Origin of the sequence: Micromonospora halotolerans (assembly GCF_032108445.1) — a bacterium.
GTDB classification, from domain to species: Bacteria; Actinomycetota; Actinomycetes; order Mycobacteriales; family Micromonosporaceae; genus Micromonospora; species Micromonospora halotolerans.
This window is the reverse complement of sequence record NZ_CP134876.1, coordinates 1,271,438-1,290,054: the sequence shown is the minus strand read 5'-3', so window position 1 is coordinate 1,290,054 and position 18,617 is coordinate 1,271,438. Positions and strand designations below refer to the sequence as shown.

The window sequence follows — 18,617 nt, the reverse complement described above, 5'->3', positions numbered from 1 at the left end:
CCGCTTGGTCGAAGGTGCCTGCCCGGCTTCCGGTCCTCCCGCACCCGCCGCTACGGAACAGACGGTGTGAGCAGCCCGGTCAACCGGGGCTGCTCACACCGTCAAGGCCATCAGGATGCTCGCCCGTGCGGCCGGGCCGCGCTGCGGCTAGGGAACTCCTGGTCGTGGCGGGTGTCGTTGTAGGGCAGGTCGATGAGGCGGCGACGGCCGGCGCCGAGACCAACCAGGTGCCACACCTGGTCGGCGGGGCTCGCGCTGGTGGCGGCGCGTAGGTCGGCGGTGGTGGTGGCGATGAACGCTCGTGGCGTGGTGCCGGTGAGGCGGTGGTGCAGGTTCGCCTCCCGTCGCGCCGACGGTAGGTGGAACAGGACCGGCCATGCCCAGGTGCTCATCGCGTACAAGCGTTCGTACTTGGCGATCTTCTCGGTGAGGATGTCGAGGCGCTCGCGGCCGGTGTCGTATTCGAGGAAGAACGGCACCGCACGGTCCTGCTCGGTCCACACCCCGGCGCCGTCCGGGCGGGGCAGGCCGCTCGGTCCGCGGGCCATGATCTGCGGGTCTCCGCCTTTGCGGTAGAACACGCCCGGGTCGTGGAAGGCGGACGCGGGCTGCCAGCGGTCCAGACGGCTGTTGGGGTGGCTGCGGGCGTGGGCGGCCAGGTCGATGAAGACCTGGTTGCCGCCAAGCAGATGGGGCAGGTCCGGGCGCGACGTGAGGGACTGTTTGCGACGGCGGGCCTGGTCCCGACGTGGCGGGCCGAGTCCGCGTTGGGCGTGGACGTGGCTGTAGCCGAGCTGGTCCAAGACGTAGTGGTACGGGTAGGAGCCACCGTCGGGTTTGTTGGGCCGGAACCGGTCCACCGCCCGAAGGACGGTGAGGCGGCGTAGCCGGCGCTGAGCGAAATCGAGGGATGGGAACAGGGCGGTGGCGATCTGGTCGGTGGTCAGCAGTCCGTGGTCGTAGAGCCAGCCGAGGAGGCGGTCGTCGCGGGCGGTGATGCTGGCCTGCAGGCGCAGCAGCGGATCCGGCGCGGGTAGCGGTTTACGCATGGGCGGCCCCTGGGGGGACACCCCACGCATGAGGGTGTGTCTGGAACCACTCGGGGTCGGTGAGAGCCGACCTGACCTGGGCTGTCAGCGAGTATCGGGGGTCAGTTTGGGGGTCGGTCTCAAGGCGGACAGTGGGACGGGGATCGACACCGACACCGGCATGGCCGGTCGCACCGCTGCAATCGTGGTGTGAGAGGGCGGGTGTTGCGGGTCGGTGACAGCGCTGGTGGCGCTGGTGGGGGCCGTTGAGCTGGATCAGCATGCTCGTCGCTCGCTCAAAGACCGGAGTGCGGGTGGAGGGGCAGTGGATGCACTGGCGGCGAGCGCCGTGGCGCGCGGGGCGGTGTTCGCTCTGACAGGTCGGGTCAGGTTCTGTCAGGAGGCGGGCTTCCTGACAGGCGCTGGTCCGACAGGGGCGGTGTGCTCTGTCAGAAGTCGCCGGTTGTGGTTCTGTCACGCGGCCTCCTGACGTGACAGGTCCGGCGTGGCCGGGGCCGGTGGGGTGGCCTCGGAGCGGAGGACGCGCACGAGTGCTGAGGCGGTGGCGTTGGACAGGTGATGCCCGTCTGCGCGCAGTTGCCGGGCGAGTTCCTTGCGGGACAGGGGTGTCCCGTGGGTGGCGAGCGTGTGGGCGGCGGTCCGGGCGGCCGGGACCAGCGCGCTGATCTCCGGGCCGCGGTCCCGGACCGGTGGGCCGCTGTCGCGGCGGTCCGGGACCGCCGGGTCCTGGCCCGCCGCAGCCGGGACCGCGGTGGTGCAGTCCCGGACCGGGACAGTGAGCGTGGGGACCGGCAGCGGCGGTCCGGGGACCGGCTCGTGGGTGTCCGGGACCGCGGCGTCCACGATCAGCGGCGGTCCTGGCTCGCCCGGTGTGGGTCGGGCGGTCTGGTCGGGTGGGGCGGGGTCGGCGCGGCCGAGGGCGATCTTCACCATCGTCAGGAAGCCGAGCGCCGGCAACGCGGCGGCGACCCAGCCGATCACCGACGCTTCCGCCTCCACGACCTGGGCCGACAGGGACAGGAACACCGCCACTGTCAGCACGGTCGCCGGGAACGCGACGCTCTTTCCTAGGCGCCGGTTGCGGCGCAGTTCCAGACCGGCGGCGATTGAGGCCAGTTCCAGGACCACCGCGTCGGCCCAGGCGAGCCAGCCCGGCTGGCCGTGCGCCGCCGCGACGTCGTGGACGTGACGGAACGAGGCTGCGCCGGCCGCGCCGCCGATCAACAGCATGATCAGCACCTGGATGAGGTTCTCCAGCCGCTCCCGCCCCGACCGCATCTCGTTGGGCAGGTCAGGCGGCCGCTGCTCAAGTGGTGCCAACGGCCCACCACCTGCCGACACGTCGTCCGGGTAGAGCCTCGAATGGCGTCATCCTTGGCCGGCGAACCGAGAAGGCAGCCGCCAGCCTATTCGTATTGATGAAAGCCGAGGTCATGTTCGTGCTCCAGCTTCGTTTGTAGGGATTCAAGGGGGATGCCGTCCAGGTCGCGCCCTAACCACACAGGGCCAGTTCGCGGGCGGGCGCGACCCTGCCGGGGTTGCCCGGCAAGGCGCACCCCTTGTGCGTGCAGAGGTCGGCCATTACCTCACTGTGATCGAGCCAACGAACAATCCAGGCCCCGCGCAGGGGTGGGCAGCCGGGCAGCAGGTGCCGCCACAACCCGTACTGCAGGCTGAGGTCAACGAGCGGACACGGGGCGGCCAAGCCGAGCCACAAGCGGTCGCAACGCTCGCCACCGGCAGCGCTCGACAAGCGCCACAGTGGTGCAGCTCAACTTGCCGACGAGTGATCCTTCATGTGGGACCTCCCATCTCTCGACGTCCCCCAACGCCCGCGCGAGCAACAGCCGGCACCCGTCCTGAGATGCCTGCGGCCTCTTTCTGGCGACCGCGCCAGCCGGCGGTGCGGGTGCGTATATCGAGTACGCCCCGGGAACACCCGCCGAGTCAACCCCGATTTCCGGGCAGCTCAGTCACGAGCCGTGACGCCAGTCCGGTGGAGTGCAATCCGGCAGGGCACCCGCCGGCAGACCGGCGACAGGTGCCCTGGTCCTTTCGCCAGATCACGTCATCGCGCTGCTTCCAAACCCCGCGAGCCCGGTACTAGGGTTTCGCCTGGCCGTCGGTACGGCGGCTGGCCGACACGGGGAGGTGTCATGCGGCGTCGTCAACTGCTGGCGTCCGGGATGTTCACGGCGATCGGGCTCACCGCCGGTGACCTACTGAGAGCAGCGCCGGCCGCCGCCGAGGCAGCCCCGCTGAAGAGCGTCGGCACCCAGCTGCCGGTGGACGACCTGCGGGCGATCGAGCTCGATGAGGCGCGCGGCCGCCTCTACATCGCCCAGGGGGTCGGTGGCGGGCTGCCGCTGGTGGTGACCGACCTCGACGGCCGGCTGCTGAACCGAGTAACGGCCGTCGCCGACATCTCCGACCTCGTCCTCAGCGACGACGGGCGCACCCTGTACGCAGCGCAGGGCTTCAACCGGGTCATCGCGCTGGACGCCGCCACGCTCACCATCATCGCCAGCTACCCCGCGCCCCCCGGCGCCCACCTGTACACCGTCGAACCGACCGGCGAGAAGGTCGTCGGCGGGTTCATCGACGCCGGCATCGGCTCCGGTGGTCTGCTGATCTGGTCGGCGCCCGGCGTGCCGCCGGTGGTCTACACCGAGGGCCCCAACTACCACCCGATCATCGACGCCAGCCCTGGCGCGCCCGGTCTCCTCGTCGCCGGCGACACCGGGTATTCGCCCGTCACCACGTACGTCATCGACGTCTCCGGGGACAGCCCGAGGATCGCCGCCCGGCGGGACAACACCGGCAGCAACCTCATCGACTACGCCGTGAGCCCGGACGGCACCGAGGTGGTGGAGACGGTCGGCCACCCGTACGAGCATCACTCCTACCGGCTGCCGGATCTCGCCGACGCCACCGTCTACCCCAGCGGCGTCTACCCGCAGGACGCCGCCTGGTCCGGGGACGGCTCCACCGTCGCCATCGGCCGCGCCTCGACCGCCACCGGTGACGCCGACGTCTACCTCTACGCCAAGGGCAGCACGGTCCCGACGTACGCCGTCGACTTCCGCAACGGCGACAGCCTCTGGGAGGGCACGCTGCTGGTCAACCGGGACGGCACCCGGGCCTGGGCGGTCAGCTCGACCGACCCCTACCAGGAAACGCAGCTGCTGCACTCCTTCGGGCCGGCGCACCCGCCGCAGCCGCCGGTCACCGACCTGGCCGTCGCCGCCCAGGTGGGGACCGGCAAGGACAAGGGCACCGCGCAGCTCACCGTGACCTGGAGCTCGCCGATCGGCGACGACAACTACTGGTGGATCACCGCGTTGACCAACGGCGGGGCCGAGCGGGAGTTCTGGCGCGGCAAGATGGACGCCAGCGGCAGGTACGCCCTCACCTACTCGCTGCCCCGCGGCACCAGCACCTTCACGGTCCGGTACCGCGACTACTGGCAGTTCTACCCGGACGGCTACGCAACCGCGGTGCTGCAGCGGTGAGCGCGCCGACCTGGCGGCGCTGGCCGCTCGTCCGTCGCGGCGTACTGACGTTGCTGCTGCTCACCACCGGCGTTGCGAGTTGCGCCCGACCCGGTGCCGCCGGAGCCGGCGGCGCCGTCTGGGACACCTCGGCGCCCACCGCCGCAGCGACGGCGAGTGCCGCAGCGCCGACGACGGGTGCGGCGGCGACACCAACGCCGAGCAAGGTGTCTGCGAGCGCCTCCCCCAAGCCGAAACCGCGCCCGACGGGGGCAGCGCGGGGCGGCTCGGCCGCCATCCCGCCGCCGGCCCCGGCGGCCCGGGCCACCCCGGCCCCGGAATTTCCCCGCGGCTACACCCTGCTGTCGCAGACCTGCACCCTGCAGGTCGGCCAGCAGGTGTACGTCTCGCGCAGCGGCAAGACGAAGGGCAATTTCCGCTTCTGCACCCAACGGCTGCGCAAGAACGACACGGGCGACTACTACCTCAACCCGTACGTCTTCGTCGAGCCGTTCTTCCTCGACGGCGGCCGATGGCTCCCGGACTCGCGTGAGCCGCTGAGCCTGACCATCACCTGCCGGGTCATCCACGCGGGCGAGCAGGACTACTCCCTCACCGCCACCTCACCGAGCGGGAACGGGCCCGGGCACACCGCGTCCTGCGGCCGGCAGGTGCCGCACGCCGTCACCCCGACGACAGGCGGCGACGCCTACACGATCCGGTTCAGCGGATACACCTCAGGCGGTTACTACGGCGTGCTCGCCTTCGACACCGAGGTGCACTTCCCGGGCGCCGGCAAGCCGACCCCGGAGCAGCAGGTGACCGTACCGCGCTGACGCGGACGTACCACGACCGCGACCCGTGCGGTGCTTACTCAACCGCCCCGCATCGTCGGCGGTGATCGACAGGTGACTTGAGCAACATTCACTACTAGCGTCGGTCGGACCTGGACAGTCACTACTCGGGGAGGACGTCCAATGTTCCGTCCACGCCACCACCAGAGCGCCCGATGAGGGCGCGCCCACTTGCCGCCGCGGCGACGGCCACCGTCCTGGTCGCCGCCGGCCTCACCATCAACGGCGGCACCGCCGTCGCTCAGGGCCCCGGCTACTCCGCCCTGATCCAGCGCGCCTCGTACGGCGTACCGCACATCACCGCCCGCAACTTCGCCAGCCTCGGCTACGGCGTCGGCTACGCCCAGGCCGAGGACAACATCTGCCTGATCGCGGAGCAGATGGTGACCGTCCGGGCCGAACGGTCCCGCTGGTTCGGCGCGCAAGCCAGCAACGTCACCAGCGACCTGTTCCACCAGAAGGCCATCGACGCCCGCGCCGCCGAGCGCTGGCTGGCGGGCCCGCACGACGGCATCCACGCACCCTCCAACGAGGTACGCGACCAGATCCGCGGCTTCGTCGCCGGCTACAACGCGTACCTCCGCGGCGCCAAGAACAAGATCACCGACCCGGCCTGCAAGGGGAAGGACTGGGTACGCCCGATCACCGAGCTGGACGTGTGGCGGGCGAACTGGACGCGGATGGTCCGGGCCAGCTCCGGCGCGCTCGCCGACGGCATCGTCGCCGCCGCGCCGCCCCGCGCCGACGGGACCAGCGTGCCGGCGAGCGCCCCGCAGGCGGAGGCCATCGTCGCCGCCCGGGACGGCGCACCGGCCGGGGTGGGCAGCAACGCGTACGGCCTGGGCCGCGACGCCACCGCCAGCGGCGCCGGCATGCTGCTGGCCAACCCGCACTTCCCGTGGGACGGCGGCGAGCGCTTCTACCGGATGCACCTGAAGGTGCCCGGCCGGTACGACGTGGAGGGCGCGACCCTGGTCGGCGATCCGATCGTGGAGATCGGCCACAACGACCGGATCGCCTGGTCGCACACCGTCTCCACCGCCCGCCGCTTCGTCTGGCACCGGCTGGCTCTGGTGCCCGGTGACCCGACCAGCTACCTCTACGACGGCCAGCCCCGGAAGATGACCGCCCGCACCGTCACCGTCCAGACGCCGGACGGCCCGGTCACCCGTACCTTCTACGACACCCACTTCGGCCCGGTCGTCGTGGTGCCGGGCACCTTCGACTGGACGGCGCAGGCCGCGTACGCGATCACCGACGTCAACGCCGCCAACAACCGCGCCCTCGACGGCTGGCTCGCTATGGGACGGGCGACGTCGGTGGGTGACCTGCGGGCGGTGCTGGACCGGCGGCAGTTCCTGCCCTGGGTCAACGTCATCGCCGCCGACCGCGACGGCAACGCCCTCTACGCCGACCACTCCGTCGTGCCCCGGGTCACCGGCTCCCTCGCGGCCGCCTGTATCCCGGCGCCCTTCCAGCCCCTGTACGCCAGCAGCGGCCAGGCCGTCCTCGACGGCTCCCGCTCCGCCTGTGAGCTGGGCCGGGACCCGGACGCCGCGGTGCCCGGCATCCTCGGCCCGGGCAACCTGCCCGCGCTGGTCCGCGGCGACTACGTGACCAACTCCAACGACAGCTACTGGCTGGCCAACCCGGCCCGCCCGCTGGAGGGGTATTCGCGCATCATCGGCGACGAGCGGACCCCGCGCAGCCTGCGGACCCGGCTCGGCGTGCACCAGGTGCAGCAGCGGATCGCGGGCACCGACGGGCTTCCCGGCAAGGGCTTCACCACCGGCAAGCTGTGGGACGTGACGTTCGGTGACCGGGCGTACGGGGGCGAGCTGGTCCGCGACGACCTGGTCCGGGTCTGCGAGGCGCAGCCGACCGCCACCGCCTCCGACGGCACCACCGTCGACCTGACCGCAGCCTGCGCCGCCCTGCGCGGCTGGGACCTGAAGGTCAACCTCGACAGCCGGGGCGCGCACCTGTTCACCGAGTTCGCCCTGGCCGGCGGCCTGCGCTTCGCCGACGCGTTCGACCCGGCCGCCCCGCTCACCACGCCGAGCCGGCTCGCCGTCGACGACCCGAGGGTACGCACCGCCCTCGCCAATGCCGTCCGCAAGCTGAACGGCATCCCGCTCGACGCCCGCCTCGGCGACATCCAGACCGAGCCGCGCGGCGCCGAGCGCATCCCGATCCACGGCGGGCGCGCGGAAGCCGGCGTCTTCAACATGATCATCGGGGTGCTGCAGCCCGGCGTCGGCTACTCGAAGGTGCAACACGGCTCGTCGTTCGTGATGGCCGTCGAGCTGGGCCGCAACGGGCCGTCGGGCAGGCAGATCCTCACCTACTCCCAGTCAGCCAACCCGAACTCACCCTGGTACGCCGACCAGACCCGGCTGTACTCGGGCAAGGGCTGGGACACCATCAAGTTCACCGAGAAGCAGCTGCGGGCCGACCCCAACCTGGTCACCTACCGGGTGGGGGAGCGGCGCCACTGACCGCCCCGGCGGAGACTCCGAGCCCGGCGGCCGGCCAACCGGCCGGCCGCCGGGCCGATTCCGGACCCGCTGTGCAGGGCGAGGATCGAAGCCCTGCACAGGAGGCGGTCGCTCAGCGGCTGGCCTCCGCCATCAGCGGGACACCCTCGCGGTAGCTGTGCGTGGCACACGGCTTGCCGCGAAATGCGGTTCGTGTCGTCCAGCACCCGCGAATAGGATCGGCTCATGGACCGGACCTTCGACATCATCACCCCGCCGCGCTCCTGAGCGGGGCGCCTCCGCTCATCGTGTCCAGCCTGCCTCGGGCGGACACGCGGTTCACCCAGCGCTGAGTCCGGCACGCCCCGCTTCCGCGACCCTCACTTCCCTCGTCGCAGGAGCGATTCCTTATGCTTGTCACCCAACACCCGGTGGCCGCCGCCCGGCGCCCCACCACCGGCCTGTGGTCACTTGTCCTCGCCGGCGTGCTGTGGGGCACCGGTGGCCCCACCGGCAGCCTCCTCGCCCACGAAACGGGGCTGGCACCGCTGGCTGTGGCCGCCTACCGGCTCGCCGCCGGCGGCATGCTCGTCATCGTCTGGCTCTGCCTGATCCGGCAACCACTGCCACGCAGCCGGCGCGCCTGGGCCCGGATGGTCGTGAACGGGCTGCTCGCCGCGGTCTTCCAGGCCTGCTTCTTCGCCGCGGTGGCACGGACCGGCGTCAGCCTCGCCACCCTGGTCACCATCGGCGCGTCACCAGCCCTCGTCCTGTCCGCTGAAGCGATCGCCGGACGGCGGCGGGTCAGCGCGGTAATGCTCGCCACCGTGGCGCTGGCCGTCAGCGGTCTGGTCCTGCTCGTCGGCACGCCAGCCGGGGGCATCGCGACCACGAACGCGCTCGCCGGAGCTGGATTCGCGCTGCTGTCGGCAGCCGGCTTCGCCACCATGACATTCGTCGGAACCCGGCCCGTCGCCGGCCTCAACGATGTCACCGCCACCGGCGTGAGCTTCGCGATCGGCGGCGCCGTGCTCGCCCCCGCGGCCATCGTGACGTCCGGGATGGACTTCGTCCCGACCCCGGCGTCCGTGGGGTTGCTGTTGCTGCTGGGCACCGCACCCACCGCAGTGGCCTACGCCCTGTACTTCCGGGGCCTGCGCACCACCGCAGCCGGTACGGCAGCACTGATCGCGCTGCTGGAACCCCTCGTCGCCACGCTCCTGGCGGCGCTGCTCTTCGGCGACCGTCTCAGCTCGACCGGGCTGGTCGGCGCCGGGCTGATCACCGCCGCCATCGTGCTTGACACCCGCGGCACGCACCATTGACAACCGGGCGTCCGGGCAGGACCACCGGGTCCTGCCCGGCCCCTTCCTCGCGACTCTCACCCGCTGGACCGCGGCGCTGCGCCGTGCTCGTCCACGACGGTGGCCGCACCGGCGTAGGGTCTGCAGCGTGGTAGGGGCGGAGCGTCGATACCGCTACGTCGGCCGGGCGGACGTGCGGGCGTCCGTCGCCGGCGCGCCCGAGGGCTGGCCCGTCCGATCACCGGGCGATCTCGACACCTACCTGGCGGCCGCGGATCCGCGCGACCGTGACGAGCCGTTCACCTACGTCGTCGACACCGGCGGTACGTTACGGCTCGCGCCGAGACGCAGCGAGCACGTCGCCTGCGCCGGCGGCGGGGAGGTCCTCGGTGCCGGGGAGATCGGCTTCGCCGGTGAGCGGGGCGGCTGGGTCGTCACGGAGGTGAGCAACCACTCCACCGGATACTGCCCCGATCCCACCTCATGGACGGCGGTGGCGGGCGCCCTCGACCGCGCGGGCATCGACCGCCCGGACGGCTTCACCGTGGCCGTCGTCTTCCGGCGCTGCCTCGACTGCGGCGAGCGCAACCTGATCCGGGACGACGACTACGTCTGCGCGCTCTGCGGTGCCGAGCTGCCGGAGGATGTGGAACCCCGGCTGGCGGCACAGCCGTCGACCGACCAGCATCCCCGCTGACGCCTGACCCTCAGCGGGCCGTCCAGGTTTGCACCTCGACGAGGTGGCCCTCCGGGTCGCGCAGGTAGGCCGAGCGCACGCCCCACCCGGGGCGGTCGGCGGCCGCGGCCACCACCACCTCGGCCCTACGGTGCCTCCCGCAGCGGCCACACCTCGACGACTCCCTGCGCGACGGCACATGGCGTCCTCGACGCTATCTGGATGGCTTCCTCCAGCGTCTCCGCCTCGATGACCGCGAATCCAGCCACCGGCAGCGCCGAGGACAGGAACGAGCCGCTCTGCACGGTCATGCCGGCGCCGTTGAGGTTCCGCACCTGTACGGGGGAGTCGGCCATACCCATCACGGTCCCGGCCTCGCGCAGGCGCATGTCATGGGCGTGCGCCTCGTCGAGTACCGCAGCGTCGGTACTGTCGTAGCCTTCCCGGTCCCCGTATCCGATCGTCACGAATCTCGCCACCACAGGCTCCCTTCTGGTTGCCACGGAAAATCCTCACACCTCAGTGCCCATCGTGGCCACCGTGAACCAGGACGACGTGGTTGACGAGGACGCCCGCCTCACCGGCCGGACCCCCGTAGTTTGGTGGCCGGGCCGGCGGGAAACCCGCGGGTTTGCCACCACAGCGAGAGGAAGCCGCATGACGTCGACCAGCCTGCCCGGCGGCACGTTCCGCATGGGGAATCTGACGGTCACCCGGATGGGGTACGGCGCGATGCAGTTGGCCGGCCCGCACGTCTTCGGGCCACCGGCCGACCGCGACGCGGCCGTCGCCGTGCTGCGCGAGGTCGTCAATCTCGGCATCAATCACATCGACACGTCCGACTACTACGGCCCGTACGTCACCAACGAGATCATCCGGGAGGCCCTGCACCCGTACCCCGACGACCTGCACATCGTCACCAAGGTCGGGGCGCTGCGCGACGCCGAGGGCAACTGGCCGCAGGCCCTCGCCCCGGAGCAGCTTCGGCAGGCCGTACACGACAACCTGCGCCGCCTCGGCCTCGACGTGCTCGACGTGGTCAACCTGCGCGTCGGCGGGTTCGACCGGCCCACCCCCGGCTCGATCGAGGAGCCGTTCACGGTCCTCGCGGAGCTGCAACAGCAGGGCCTGATCAAGCACCTCGGGCTCAGCACCGTCAACGCCGAGCAGGTCGCCGAGGCGCAGTCCATCGCGCCGGTGGTGTGTGTGCAGAACTTCTACAACATCGCCAACCGCGACGACGACCCGCTCATCGACTCCCTCGCGGCGCAGGGCATCGCCTTCGTGCCCTACTTCCCGCTCGGCGGCTTCACCCCGCTGCAGTCCGAGGAACTGCAGGCCGTCGCCGCCCGCCTGGAGACCACCCCGCTGGCGGTCGCGCTGGCGTGGCTGCTGCACCGGTCCCCGAACATCCTGCTCATCCCCGGCACCTCGTCGGTGGCGCACCTGCGCGAGAACGTCGCCGCCGCCGCGCTGGCCCTCCCCGACGACGCGCTGACCGAACTGAACGTCCTCGCCTGACGGGCCACACCAGGTGCGCCGCCGCCTCAACGATGGCACGGGGCTCAGCGGGCCGCTCTCGCGATCAGCGGGATGCCCTCGCGGTAGGTCGGCACTGCCGGAGCCCAGCCCAGTTCGCGCTTGGCCTTGGCGTTGGAGACGCACATCGAGGTGGTCATCATGGCGTGGGCGTACGGGATGGGCCGCAGCATCCAGCTCGGGACCCGCCACGGCCGGCGCGCCCCGATCGCGGCGGCGAGGGTGTCCAGGTAGTCGGCCCAGCGCACCGGCTCGTCATCGACGATGTTGTACGCCTGCCCGGCCCGCCCCTTCTCCAGGGCGGCCACGGTCGCCGCGGCGGCGTCCTCCAGGTAGATGAAGTTGGCGAAGCCGCCCCCGGAGGGCACGGGCAGCCGGCGCTTGCGCAGCAGGTTGACGATCATGTCGGTCATGCGGTCCTGTCCGTAGAAGAAGCCGTAGCGCAGCGCGACGCCTTCCATCTCGTCGGCCGTGTACACCTGCTCCTCGGTGGCGCGGATCGCCGCCACCGCCTCGCCGAGCTTGCCGCCCACCGGCTCGGCGAACGGGTCGTCCTCCGTGATCACGCGCGGGCCGTGATCGCGGTAGCCGTAGCCCAGCACGATCGACTGGGTGACGAAGCGGTGCGCGCCGACCGCCCGGGCCGCCGCGAGCAGGTTGGCCGTCCCGGTGGTACGCAGGGCGTTCGTACCCTGGAGCGCCTCGCCCATCTTCGTGGTGCCCAGCGCCGTCAACTCGTGGACGACCGCGTCGGCCCGCACGTCCCTTACGGCGGCGAGCAGGTTCTCTCGATTCATCACGTCGGCCACCACGGCCTCGGCCCCGGCGTCACGCAGCCGCTCGGCGTTGCTCGGGCTACGGCTGATCCCGACCACCTGGTGGCCGGCGGCGATGAGTTGGCGGGTGAGGGGCCGACCGACGGCGCCCGAGGCGCCCGCGAGCAGAACTCTCATGGCTGGGGTTCCCTTCGTCAGGTGTCACCCCGGTAGACGAGCGACCGGACCGGCATGTGATGGCCTGCCGGTGTGTCGTCCGCACAGCTAGCCCACCCCTGCCGGACTGCTACCCGCGCGGCCCGACCGGACCGACCCGCAGGTTGCCCGGCTGGCCTCCCCGGCCGGCACGGTGGCCGTACCCTCAGCGGGCCGTCCAGGTCTGCACCTCGACCAGGTTGCCCTCCGGGTCGCGTAGGTAGGCCGAGCGCACGCCCCACCCGGGGCGGTCGGCGGCCTCGGCCACCACCAGCTCGGCATCAAGGGCGGCGATGGTGGCGTCCACATCGGGTACGGGAATCACCACGAGCACCCCGCCGTCTCCCCGACCCACCGGCAGCACCGCCTCCGCCGCGCGGCGGCCGAGGATCGCGAGGACCGTCTCGCCCTCCTGGTCGAAGCTGGCGTACTCGACGTCGCGGACAACCGTTTCCGGCTCACCGAGCAGGTCGGAGTAGAAGCGCAGGGTGGCGGGGAAGTCGCCGGCGACGACCCGGGCGTGCACACTCATGCGCCCGACCCTAGTCCGGTGGGTGCCGGAGCAACTCGACGCCGTCCACCAGCGCGGACGTCGACAGGGTCGACAAGCGCCAAGGGCTACCTGAGAAATCAGATTGATGAAGGGAGGCAGCTGTCGGGGAGGATCACCTGCCCCGGCTGGTGCCAGAACGTGTTCAACGTGAACCACCCATCCAGCGCGGGGTCGTAGAGGTTCTGGATGCCGAAATGCAGCACCTGCGCCCACCGGCTCGGATCCCTCTGGTCGACGTAGACGTCGCCGAGCGCGAGCGGAAGCCGGGGAAACTCTCCCGGCTGCGTGAAGCCCGCAACCACGCCGACGCGCCAGTGGTCGACGTACCGACTGTTGTTCCCCTGCAGGATCTCCGGTCCGACGAATCGTGCGGTCTTCAGCAGGTCGTTGAACATCTGCCGGTTGAAGAACCCGACCTGATGGCAGGGCTGCGGCGGGTCTGGCGGAATGCCCGGCCACTTGTAGGTGAGCGTGTAGAGCGTGTTGTCGTAGATCAGGTTGGTGAACCAGATCGGGTACTCCGGGCCTCCGGCGATCATCTGGCTGTTGCCGTTGCGTCCCTGCCAGGTGAAGGGGACATCGATGCCGAGGTCGCGGACGATGTACCGGCCCGCCCCCTGGAAGTCCGCTGGGAGCAGCGGGGGCCGTGGCTCTTCCGGTGGGGCGGGTGTGAAGCCGCCCGCCAGGGCCGCGCCGGGAAGCGAGGGGGCCGCGGCCGGTGTCGTGCGGGCAAGTGATGGGACCATCGCCATGGCCGGCCCGGTCACGGCGATGGCGATCAAGCCGCCGACGGCCGCCGCCAGTGTCCGAAGTGTACGGCTCGGTGCCATGTCCCCCTCCGCAGCTCCATCAGGCCGACGCACGACAGCGTGGGGCGCTCCGGCGAGCGTATGGCGGCTAACCCGACCGTCGGTCAAATCGGAAAACAAGTCACCTTTCGGGTGGACGGGTGACCGGCACCTCAACCGCCCACCCAGACCGGAGCGCCGAACCAAGACGCGACGGGATACCGCCACCTGCCGGGTTCGGGGCGGCCGGAGCCCTGGCACCGCCAATAGCGTTCGGGCATCCGACCACAGCGAGGAGGACGCCGTGAGCCAGCCGCCCAGCCCCGCACTGCCCGGCGAGTTGAAGCCCGTCACCATTCACCCGGACCGGTGGCGCGCGGCGCTCCCGCCAGATGCCTGGCCCGAGGCGTTCCCCGAGACCGGCGAGGTGTGGCGGCGCGACGTCTTCGCCGTCGCCGGCGCCTGGCGCGACGGCGAGGCCACGCCGCGGCAACTGCTGAGCGCGGTGCTCATGTGGGGTTACGGCCCGATCGGCTACGGCCCGTGGCGCACCGCGCGGTCCCTGGAGGGTGACCCGGACGGCAAGCGGCTGGCACACGCGCTCGACGGCCTGCGCGCGCCCGCGCCGGACGAGGACGCCCTGCGCACCGCCTACCAGCGCCTGCGTGACCCGAAGGAGTCGCGGCTGCCCCGGCTCGGCCCCGCGTTCTTCACCAAGCTTCTCTACTTCGCCGGCTACCGGCGCGACGCGGGCGGCCTCCAACCGCTGATCCTCGACAGCGTCGTCCGGCGCCGGCTGCCCGTCGAGGCCGGCGTGCGACGCGAGTCCGGCTGGGTGCCGGAGGAGTGGCTGGCCTACCTGGGCTGGGCGGCCGATCAGGCGCACCGCCGGGGCATCGAGCCCGACGAGGTGGAGATGGCGCTGTTCCACGACCGCTGGAGCTGACCGGGGAGCTGACGGACCCGGCTCGTATGGTGTCGGGGGCGCGGCAGTCGGCTCGGGAGGGAGATCCATGCTCGCGGAACTGGCAGCACCGCCGGCCGTCGAGGCCGAGCGGGTGATCACCGCCGTGCTGGCCGACCTGCGCTCCGGCGATCACCGGGGCGTGGTGGTCGACTCGCCGCCGGGCGCCGGCAAGTCCACCCTCGTGGTCCGCGCCGCCGTCGAGCTCGCCGCCGCCGGCGAGCCGCTGATCGTCGTGGCGCAGACCAACGAGCAGGTCGACGACCTCATCGACCGGCTCGCCCGCAAGGCCCCCGAGCTGCCCATCGGCCGGCTCTCCGCCACCGACTACCAGCCCACCGGCCGGGTGAAGGGCCATGCGACGGTCCGGGTCGCCGCCAAGGTCGCCGACCTCGGCGGCGCGGCCGTCATCGTCGGTACGGCGGCGAAGTGGGCCACCGTGGCCGAGGGCGTCTGGCCCTGGGCGATCGTGGACGAGGCGTACCAGATGCGGTCGGACGCCCTGCTGCGCGTGGCCGGGCGGTTCGAGCGGGCGCTGTTCGTGGGCGACCCGGGGCAGCTCGACCCGTTCTCCACCGTCGAGACCGCGCGGTGGACCGGGTTGACCTGGGATCCGATGCAGTCGGCGGTGGCCACCCTGCTGCGGCACAACCCCGAGCTGCCGGTGCACCGGCTGCCGGTGTCCTGGCGGCTGCCGGTCACCGCCGCGCCGGTGGTGGCCGCCGCGTTCTACCCGTTCACCGGGTTCCGCGCCGGCACCGGGCCGGCCGATCGGGCGCTGGCCCTCACCGAGCCGGGGCCGGGCGACCGCTTCGACGCGACGGTCGAGGTGGCCGCTGCGGCCGGCTGGGCGCTGCACGAGCTGCCCGCCCGGCACACGCCGCGTACCGACTCCGAGGCCGCGGCGGCCTGCGCCGCCCTCGCCCGGCGATTCCTGGACCGTGGACCGGTCGGGTTCTCCGAGCAGGCGCCCGGCGGCGTGCCGGTGACCGCGGACCGGATCGCCGTCGGGGCCGCGCACCGCGACCAGGTGGCGGCCATCCGGTCGCACCTGGGCGCGGCCGGCGCGGGCATCACCGTCGACACCGCCAACCGGCTCCAGGGCCGGGAGTACGACGTGACGATCGTCCTGCACCCGCTCTCCGGCCGGCGGGACGCGACCGCGTTCCACCTGGAGTCGGGGCGGCTCTGCGTGCTGGCGTCCCGGCACCGGCACGCGTGTGTGGTGGTGGCGCGGGCGGGGATCACCGAGCTGCTCGACGCGCACCCGTCGACCGAGCGGGTGCACCTGGACGTGCCGGTGAAGTTCCCGGACGGCTGGGAGGCCAATCACACGATTCTCGCCCACCTCGCCGCGCACCGCGCCCCGTGAGGTACGCGGCTCGACTCATGGCCGGTGGCCGGCGTCGAATCGCGGTCTTCGATGGCTGATCGGTGTGCAGACACGGACGGGTGGCCGAGTTGACGCTCGCGGAGCGTGTCCGTAGCCTCTACTCATAGGGGAGATGGTGGCTGGCGATGATGAGCTGAAACGTAGTCATCGTTCGATCTGTCTCAATACCCGGCCCCAGCCTTCGTGCTGGGGCTTTCATTTTGCCCGCAGGGACGGCCGGCGCGGTCAGAGCGTGCCCGGCTCGTGTCCCCGCACGTAGTGCCAGGCGCCGATCCCGCGGGGGTCGAACAACGCCACCGTCCGGCGCGGGTACGCGAAGACGTCGGCGTATTCGAGGTCGAGCCAGTAGGTGACGCCGTCGTGCTCGGAAAACGAGCGGAACGCCTCCGGCAGCGGCCGTCCGTCCGCCCGGATCACGGCCGCCATCACGCCGGTCCGCCCCGCTCCCAGGGCCGCCACGCCGTCGACCGCGCCGTTACGCCCGTCCGAGCACCACAACGTCCCGCGAACGCGCAGCGCCGGCCCCTCACCGACGTTCTCCACCGGGATGAGGAACCGGTCCTTGGCGACCGCGAGGAACGCGTACGCCGGGGCGGGTGCGGAGGTCAGCGCGAAGCGCTCCTGGGCGGGTGGGTGCTGGGCCAGCATGCCGCCGGAGTCCGGGAACGCCACGGACTGGTGGACCGGCAGCAGGAGCGGGTACCGGCTCAGCACCAGGGCGCGGCGGGTTTCGGTGAGCTGCCGGTCGGTCCGGGACAGCGCCTGCCGGGAGAGGTAGATCGCCGCCAGCACGCCGATGGTGGACGCGATGGCGGCGAAGGAGCCGGCGACCGCGGCCGCCCGCTGGGCCCGCCAGGTGAAGGCCACCACGAGGGCCGCGCCGGCGGCGCAGACCGCCAGCGCCCCAGCGAGCACCAGCCCGTACTTACCGGCGCCGCGCAGCCAGGTCCAGGTCCGGCGCAGCACCGCCAGCCCGTACCTGCCGGCGCCGCGCAGCCCGGTCCAGGTCCGGCGCAGCACGCGCGTTCCTAGGCGAACGACGAGCCGGCGTCGCCCCACCGGGTCTGCGGGATGGTGACCTTCTCGCTCCGCCAGGTGATGGCGCGGGACTGGGCCAGGACGCGCAGGATGCGGTGCCGGTCACGCTGGTCGTAACCGAAGACCGGCTCGGCCCGCGTGCGGTCCTTGACCGCCATGTACTCGAGGATCTCGCTCTCCGGTATCGGGCTCGGAGCCCGCCCGACGAAGGCGCGGTAGAGCTCGTGATAGGCGTCTTCGATGGGACGGGCGAACGGCGAGTTCGTGGCGAGCGCGTGGCGGGCGCCGTCGACCGCGACCGCGTCCACGACGCCTGCCGAGCTCGCGTACTTGAGGACCCGGTTGACCAGCCCGGCGTTGAACTTTTCCGGGCCCTGCCCGACGCCGGTCGCGCTGAGCAGACCGGGAAGGCGGCGGTACGGGATGGTCCGGCTCTGGGTGCGGAAGCACTCCATGGTGAGGCCGGCGTGCACCCGCCACAGCGGTTCGAGGTATCCCTGAGCGAGGTCGTCCACGGTCACCGCGTACGCGTCGTCCGCACCCCTGCGGACGAGCTGCACGGCGGTCAGCGCGTCGAGCGCGCGCAGCAGGCGGGAGCCGTTGTCCGCCTGGAGGGGGCCGGCGCGCAGTTCCGTGACCGTCAGGCCCTTGGATCGGGCGGCGAGCCGGCGGACCACGTAGTCGATGGCCAGCACGTCGGCGAACCGGCCGGAGCCGACGTCGACGTAGGTGCGGGTGCGGTTGACCGGCAGGAACTGCTCCTTGACCCGTACCGCCGCGTCGGTGCGGGCGACCTTGTGCCCGAGGGACTCGATGAGCGCCCAGTATCGGCTCTCGTCCTCGTTCTCCAGGATGCCCCAGCGGGCCAGGGTGGTGGTGCGCTCGGCCTGTTCCTTGCCGCCCAGGATGACGCCGCGACGCTGCAGTTCGAGCAGGCCGAGCAGCGCCCGGCAGGTGGCCGGCGGAGGCTTCTGCAGGGTGTAGATGTCGTCGATGCAGAGGGAGTCCAGACCGGGCAGCGTGAGAATGCCACGGAACTGGGGGGAGAGCCGGCCCCTGTCGCCGTACACGACGGTGACCCGGCAGCCGTCGCGCAGCAGGCGGCGGATCAGCGGGATGAAATCCTGGTCGCCGGTCACCAGGACGAACTGGCCGCAGTCCTGGTGGAGGTAGTCCATCGCCAGCACGGTCAGATGGATGTCGGCCTGCTCCTTGGCGCTGCCCACCACATCGTCGTCGATGAGGTGCTCCGCCATCGCCGTCGAGATGCTGCCGTCGAACTTCGTCGCCGCCATGTGCTTGTACTGGAGGTGGCCGCCGCACCGGTTCGTCGCGTCGCTCCAGAGGGCGTCGACGATGCCTCGCTCCACCAGGTGGCCGCGACCGATGATCGCGCCGGCCAGGTTGTCCCAGTCGACCAGCAGGACACCTTTGTTTCCGACGGCCATCTGCGGCTCCTCTGTGAGCTCATCGAGGCGCGGTTGATATCCGAATTCTGCCTCCGTGTCCCCACCCTGCTT

General features: G+C 71.8%; 17 protein-coding genes. 8 read left to right on the top strand and 9 right to left on the bottom strand.

Annotation, left to right across the window (positions count from 1 at the left end; genetic code table 11):
• Window positions 1-110 precede the first annotated feature (110 nt).
• Window positions 111-1,049 carry a replication-relaxation family protein gene (locus RMN56_RS05975; RefSeq protein WP_313722833.1) on the bottom strand — a complete coding sequence of 313 codons (939 nt, stop codon included), beginning with the start codon at window positions 1,047-1,049 and terminating at the stop codon, window positions 111-113.
• Between the two features lie 453 nt (window positions 1,050-1,502).
• The gene (locus RMN56_RS05970) at window positions 1,503-2,369 is read right to left on the bottom strand and encodes a DUF2637 domain-containing protein (RefSeq protein ID WP_313722832.1); all 867 of its coding nucleotides are present in this window, start codon (window positions 2,367-2,369) and stop codon (window positions 1,503-1,505) included.
• 836 nt (window positions 2,370-3,205) lie between these two features.
• Here RMN56_RS05970 and RMN56_RS05965 point away from each other — a divergent pair.
• From RMN56_RS05965 to RMN56_RS05945, 5 genes are all read left to right on the top strand, one after another.
• Window positions 3,206-4,561, top strand: coding sequence for a YncE family protein (locus tag RMN56_RS05965; RefSeq protein WP_313722831.1), 1,356 nt, complete (start codon window positions 3,206-3,208; stop codon window positions 4,559-4,561).
• Complete coding sequence (locus tag RMN56_RS05960; RefSeq protein WP_313722830.1) at window positions 4,558-5,376, top strand: hypothetical protein; 819 nt, start codon at window positions 4,558-4,560, stop codon at window positions 5,374-5,376. Before RMN56_RS05965 ends, RMN56_RS05960 begins: the two co-directional genes overlap by 4 nt.
• Window positions 5,377-5,549: 173 nt before the next feature.
• Window positions 5,550-7,892: an acylase gene (locus RMN56_RS05955; RefSeq protein WP_313722829.1), complete on the top strand. Its 2,343-nt coding sequence runs from the start codon at window positions 5,550-5,552 to the stop codon at window positions 7,890-7,892.
• A gap of 389 nt (window positions 7,893-8,281) precedes the next feature.
• Entirely contained in the window at window positions 8,282-9,196 is a 915-nt protein-coding gene (locus tag RMN56_RS05950) for a DMT family transporter (protein ID WP_313722828.1), read from the top strand.
• A 127-nt stretch (window positions 9,197-9,323) separates the two neighbouring features.
• Window positions 9,324-9,872 carry a TFIIB-type zinc ribbon-containing protein gene (locus RMN56_RS05945; protein WP_313722827.1) on the top strand — a complete coding sequence of 183 codons (549 nt, stop codon included), beginning with the start codon at window positions 9,324-9,326 and terminating at the stop codon, window positions 9,870-9,872.
• 10 nt (window positions 9,873-9,882) lie between these two features.
• On the opposite strand, the gene RMN56_RS32615 is transcribed toward RMN56_RS05945, so the two are convergent.
• Window positions 9,883-9,990, bottom strand: a complete 108-nt coding sequence (locus tag RMN56_RS32615; RefSeq protein ID WP_376787279.1) for a VOC family protein — start codon at window positions 9,988-9,990, stop codon at window positions 9,883-9,885.
• Between the two features lie 7 nt (window positions 9,991-9,997).
• Window positions 9,998-10,330: a YciI family protein gene (locus RMN56_RS05940; RefSeq protein WP_313722826.1), complete on the bottom strand. Its 333-nt coding sequence runs from the start codon at window positions 10,328-10,330 to the stop codon at window positions 9,998-10,000.
• 178 nt (window positions 10,331-10,508) lie between these two features.
• Between RMN56_RS05940 and RMN56_RS05935 the strand changes: the two genes are divergently transcribed.
• Window positions 10,509-11,372, top strand: a complete 864-nt coding sequence (locus RMN56_RS05935; protein ID WP_313722825.1) for an aldo/keto reductase family oxidoreductase — start codon at window positions 10,509-10,511, stop codon at window positions 11,370-11,372.
• Window positions 11,373-11,416: 44 nt separating this feature from the next.
• On the opposite strand, the gene RMN56_RS05930 is transcribed toward RMN56_RS05935, so the two are convergent.
• From RMN56_RS05930 to RMN56_RS05920, 3 genes are all read right to left on the bottom strand, one after another.
• Window positions 11,417-12,343: an NAD-dependent epimerase/dehydratase family protein gene (locus RMN56_RS05930; protein ID WP_313722824.1), complete on the bottom strand. Its 927-nt coding sequence runs from the start codon at window positions 12,341-12,343 to the stop codon at window positions 11,417-11,419.
• A 184-nt stretch (window positions 12,344-12,527) separates the two neighbouring features.
• Window positions 12,528-12,893, bottom strand: coding sequence for a VOC family protein (locus RMN56_RS05925; RefSeq protein ID WP_313722823.1), 366 nt, complete (start codon window positions 12,891-12,893; stop codon window positions 12,528-12,530).
• 98 nt (window positions 12,894-12,991) lie between these two features.
• Window positions 12,992-13,744 carry a hypothetical protein gene (locus RMN56_RS05920; RefSeq protein WP_313722822.1) on the bottom strand — a complete coding sequence of 251 codons (753 nt, stop codon included), beginning with the start codon at window positions 13,742-13,744 and terminating at the stop codon, window positions 12,992-12,994.
• 262 nt (window positions 13,745-14,006) lie between these two features.
• Here RMN56_RS05920 and RMN56_RS05915 point away from each other — a divergent pair, with 262 nt between their 5' ends.
• Entirely contained in the window at window positions 14,007-14,648 is a 642-nt protein-coding gene (locus RMN56_RS05915; protein WP_313722821.1) for an 8-oxoguanine DNA glycosylase OGG fold protein, read from the top strand.
• 67 nt (window positions 14,649-14,715) lie between these two features.
• Window positions 14,716-16,038, top strand: coding sequence for an AAA family ATPase (locus RMN56_RS05910; RefSeq protein WP_313722820.1), 1,323 nt, complete (start codon window positions 14,716-14,718; stop codon window positions 16,036-16,038).
• Window positions 16,039-16,284: 246 nt separating this feature from the next.
• Here RMN56_RS05910 and RMN56_RS05905 read toward each other — a convergent pair whose 3' ends face one another.
• Together RMN56_RS05905 and RMN56_RS05900 are read right to left on the bottom strand one after the other, a co-directional pair.
• Window positions 16,285-17,079 (bottom strand): hypothetical protein, encoded by a 795-nt coding sequence (locus tag RMN56_RS05905; RefSeq protein ID WP_313722819.1) that lies wholly within the window; start codon window positions 17,077-17,079, stop codon window positions 16,285-16,287.
• 8 nt (window positions 17,080-17,087) lie between these two features.
• Window positions 17,088-18,545, bottom strand: coding sequence for an NYN domain-containing protein (locus RMN56_RS05900; protein ID WP_313722818.1), 1,458 nt, complete (start codon window positions 18,543-18,545; stop codon window positions 17,088-17,090).
• Between the last annotated feature and the right edge of the window lie 72 nt (window positions 18,546-18,617).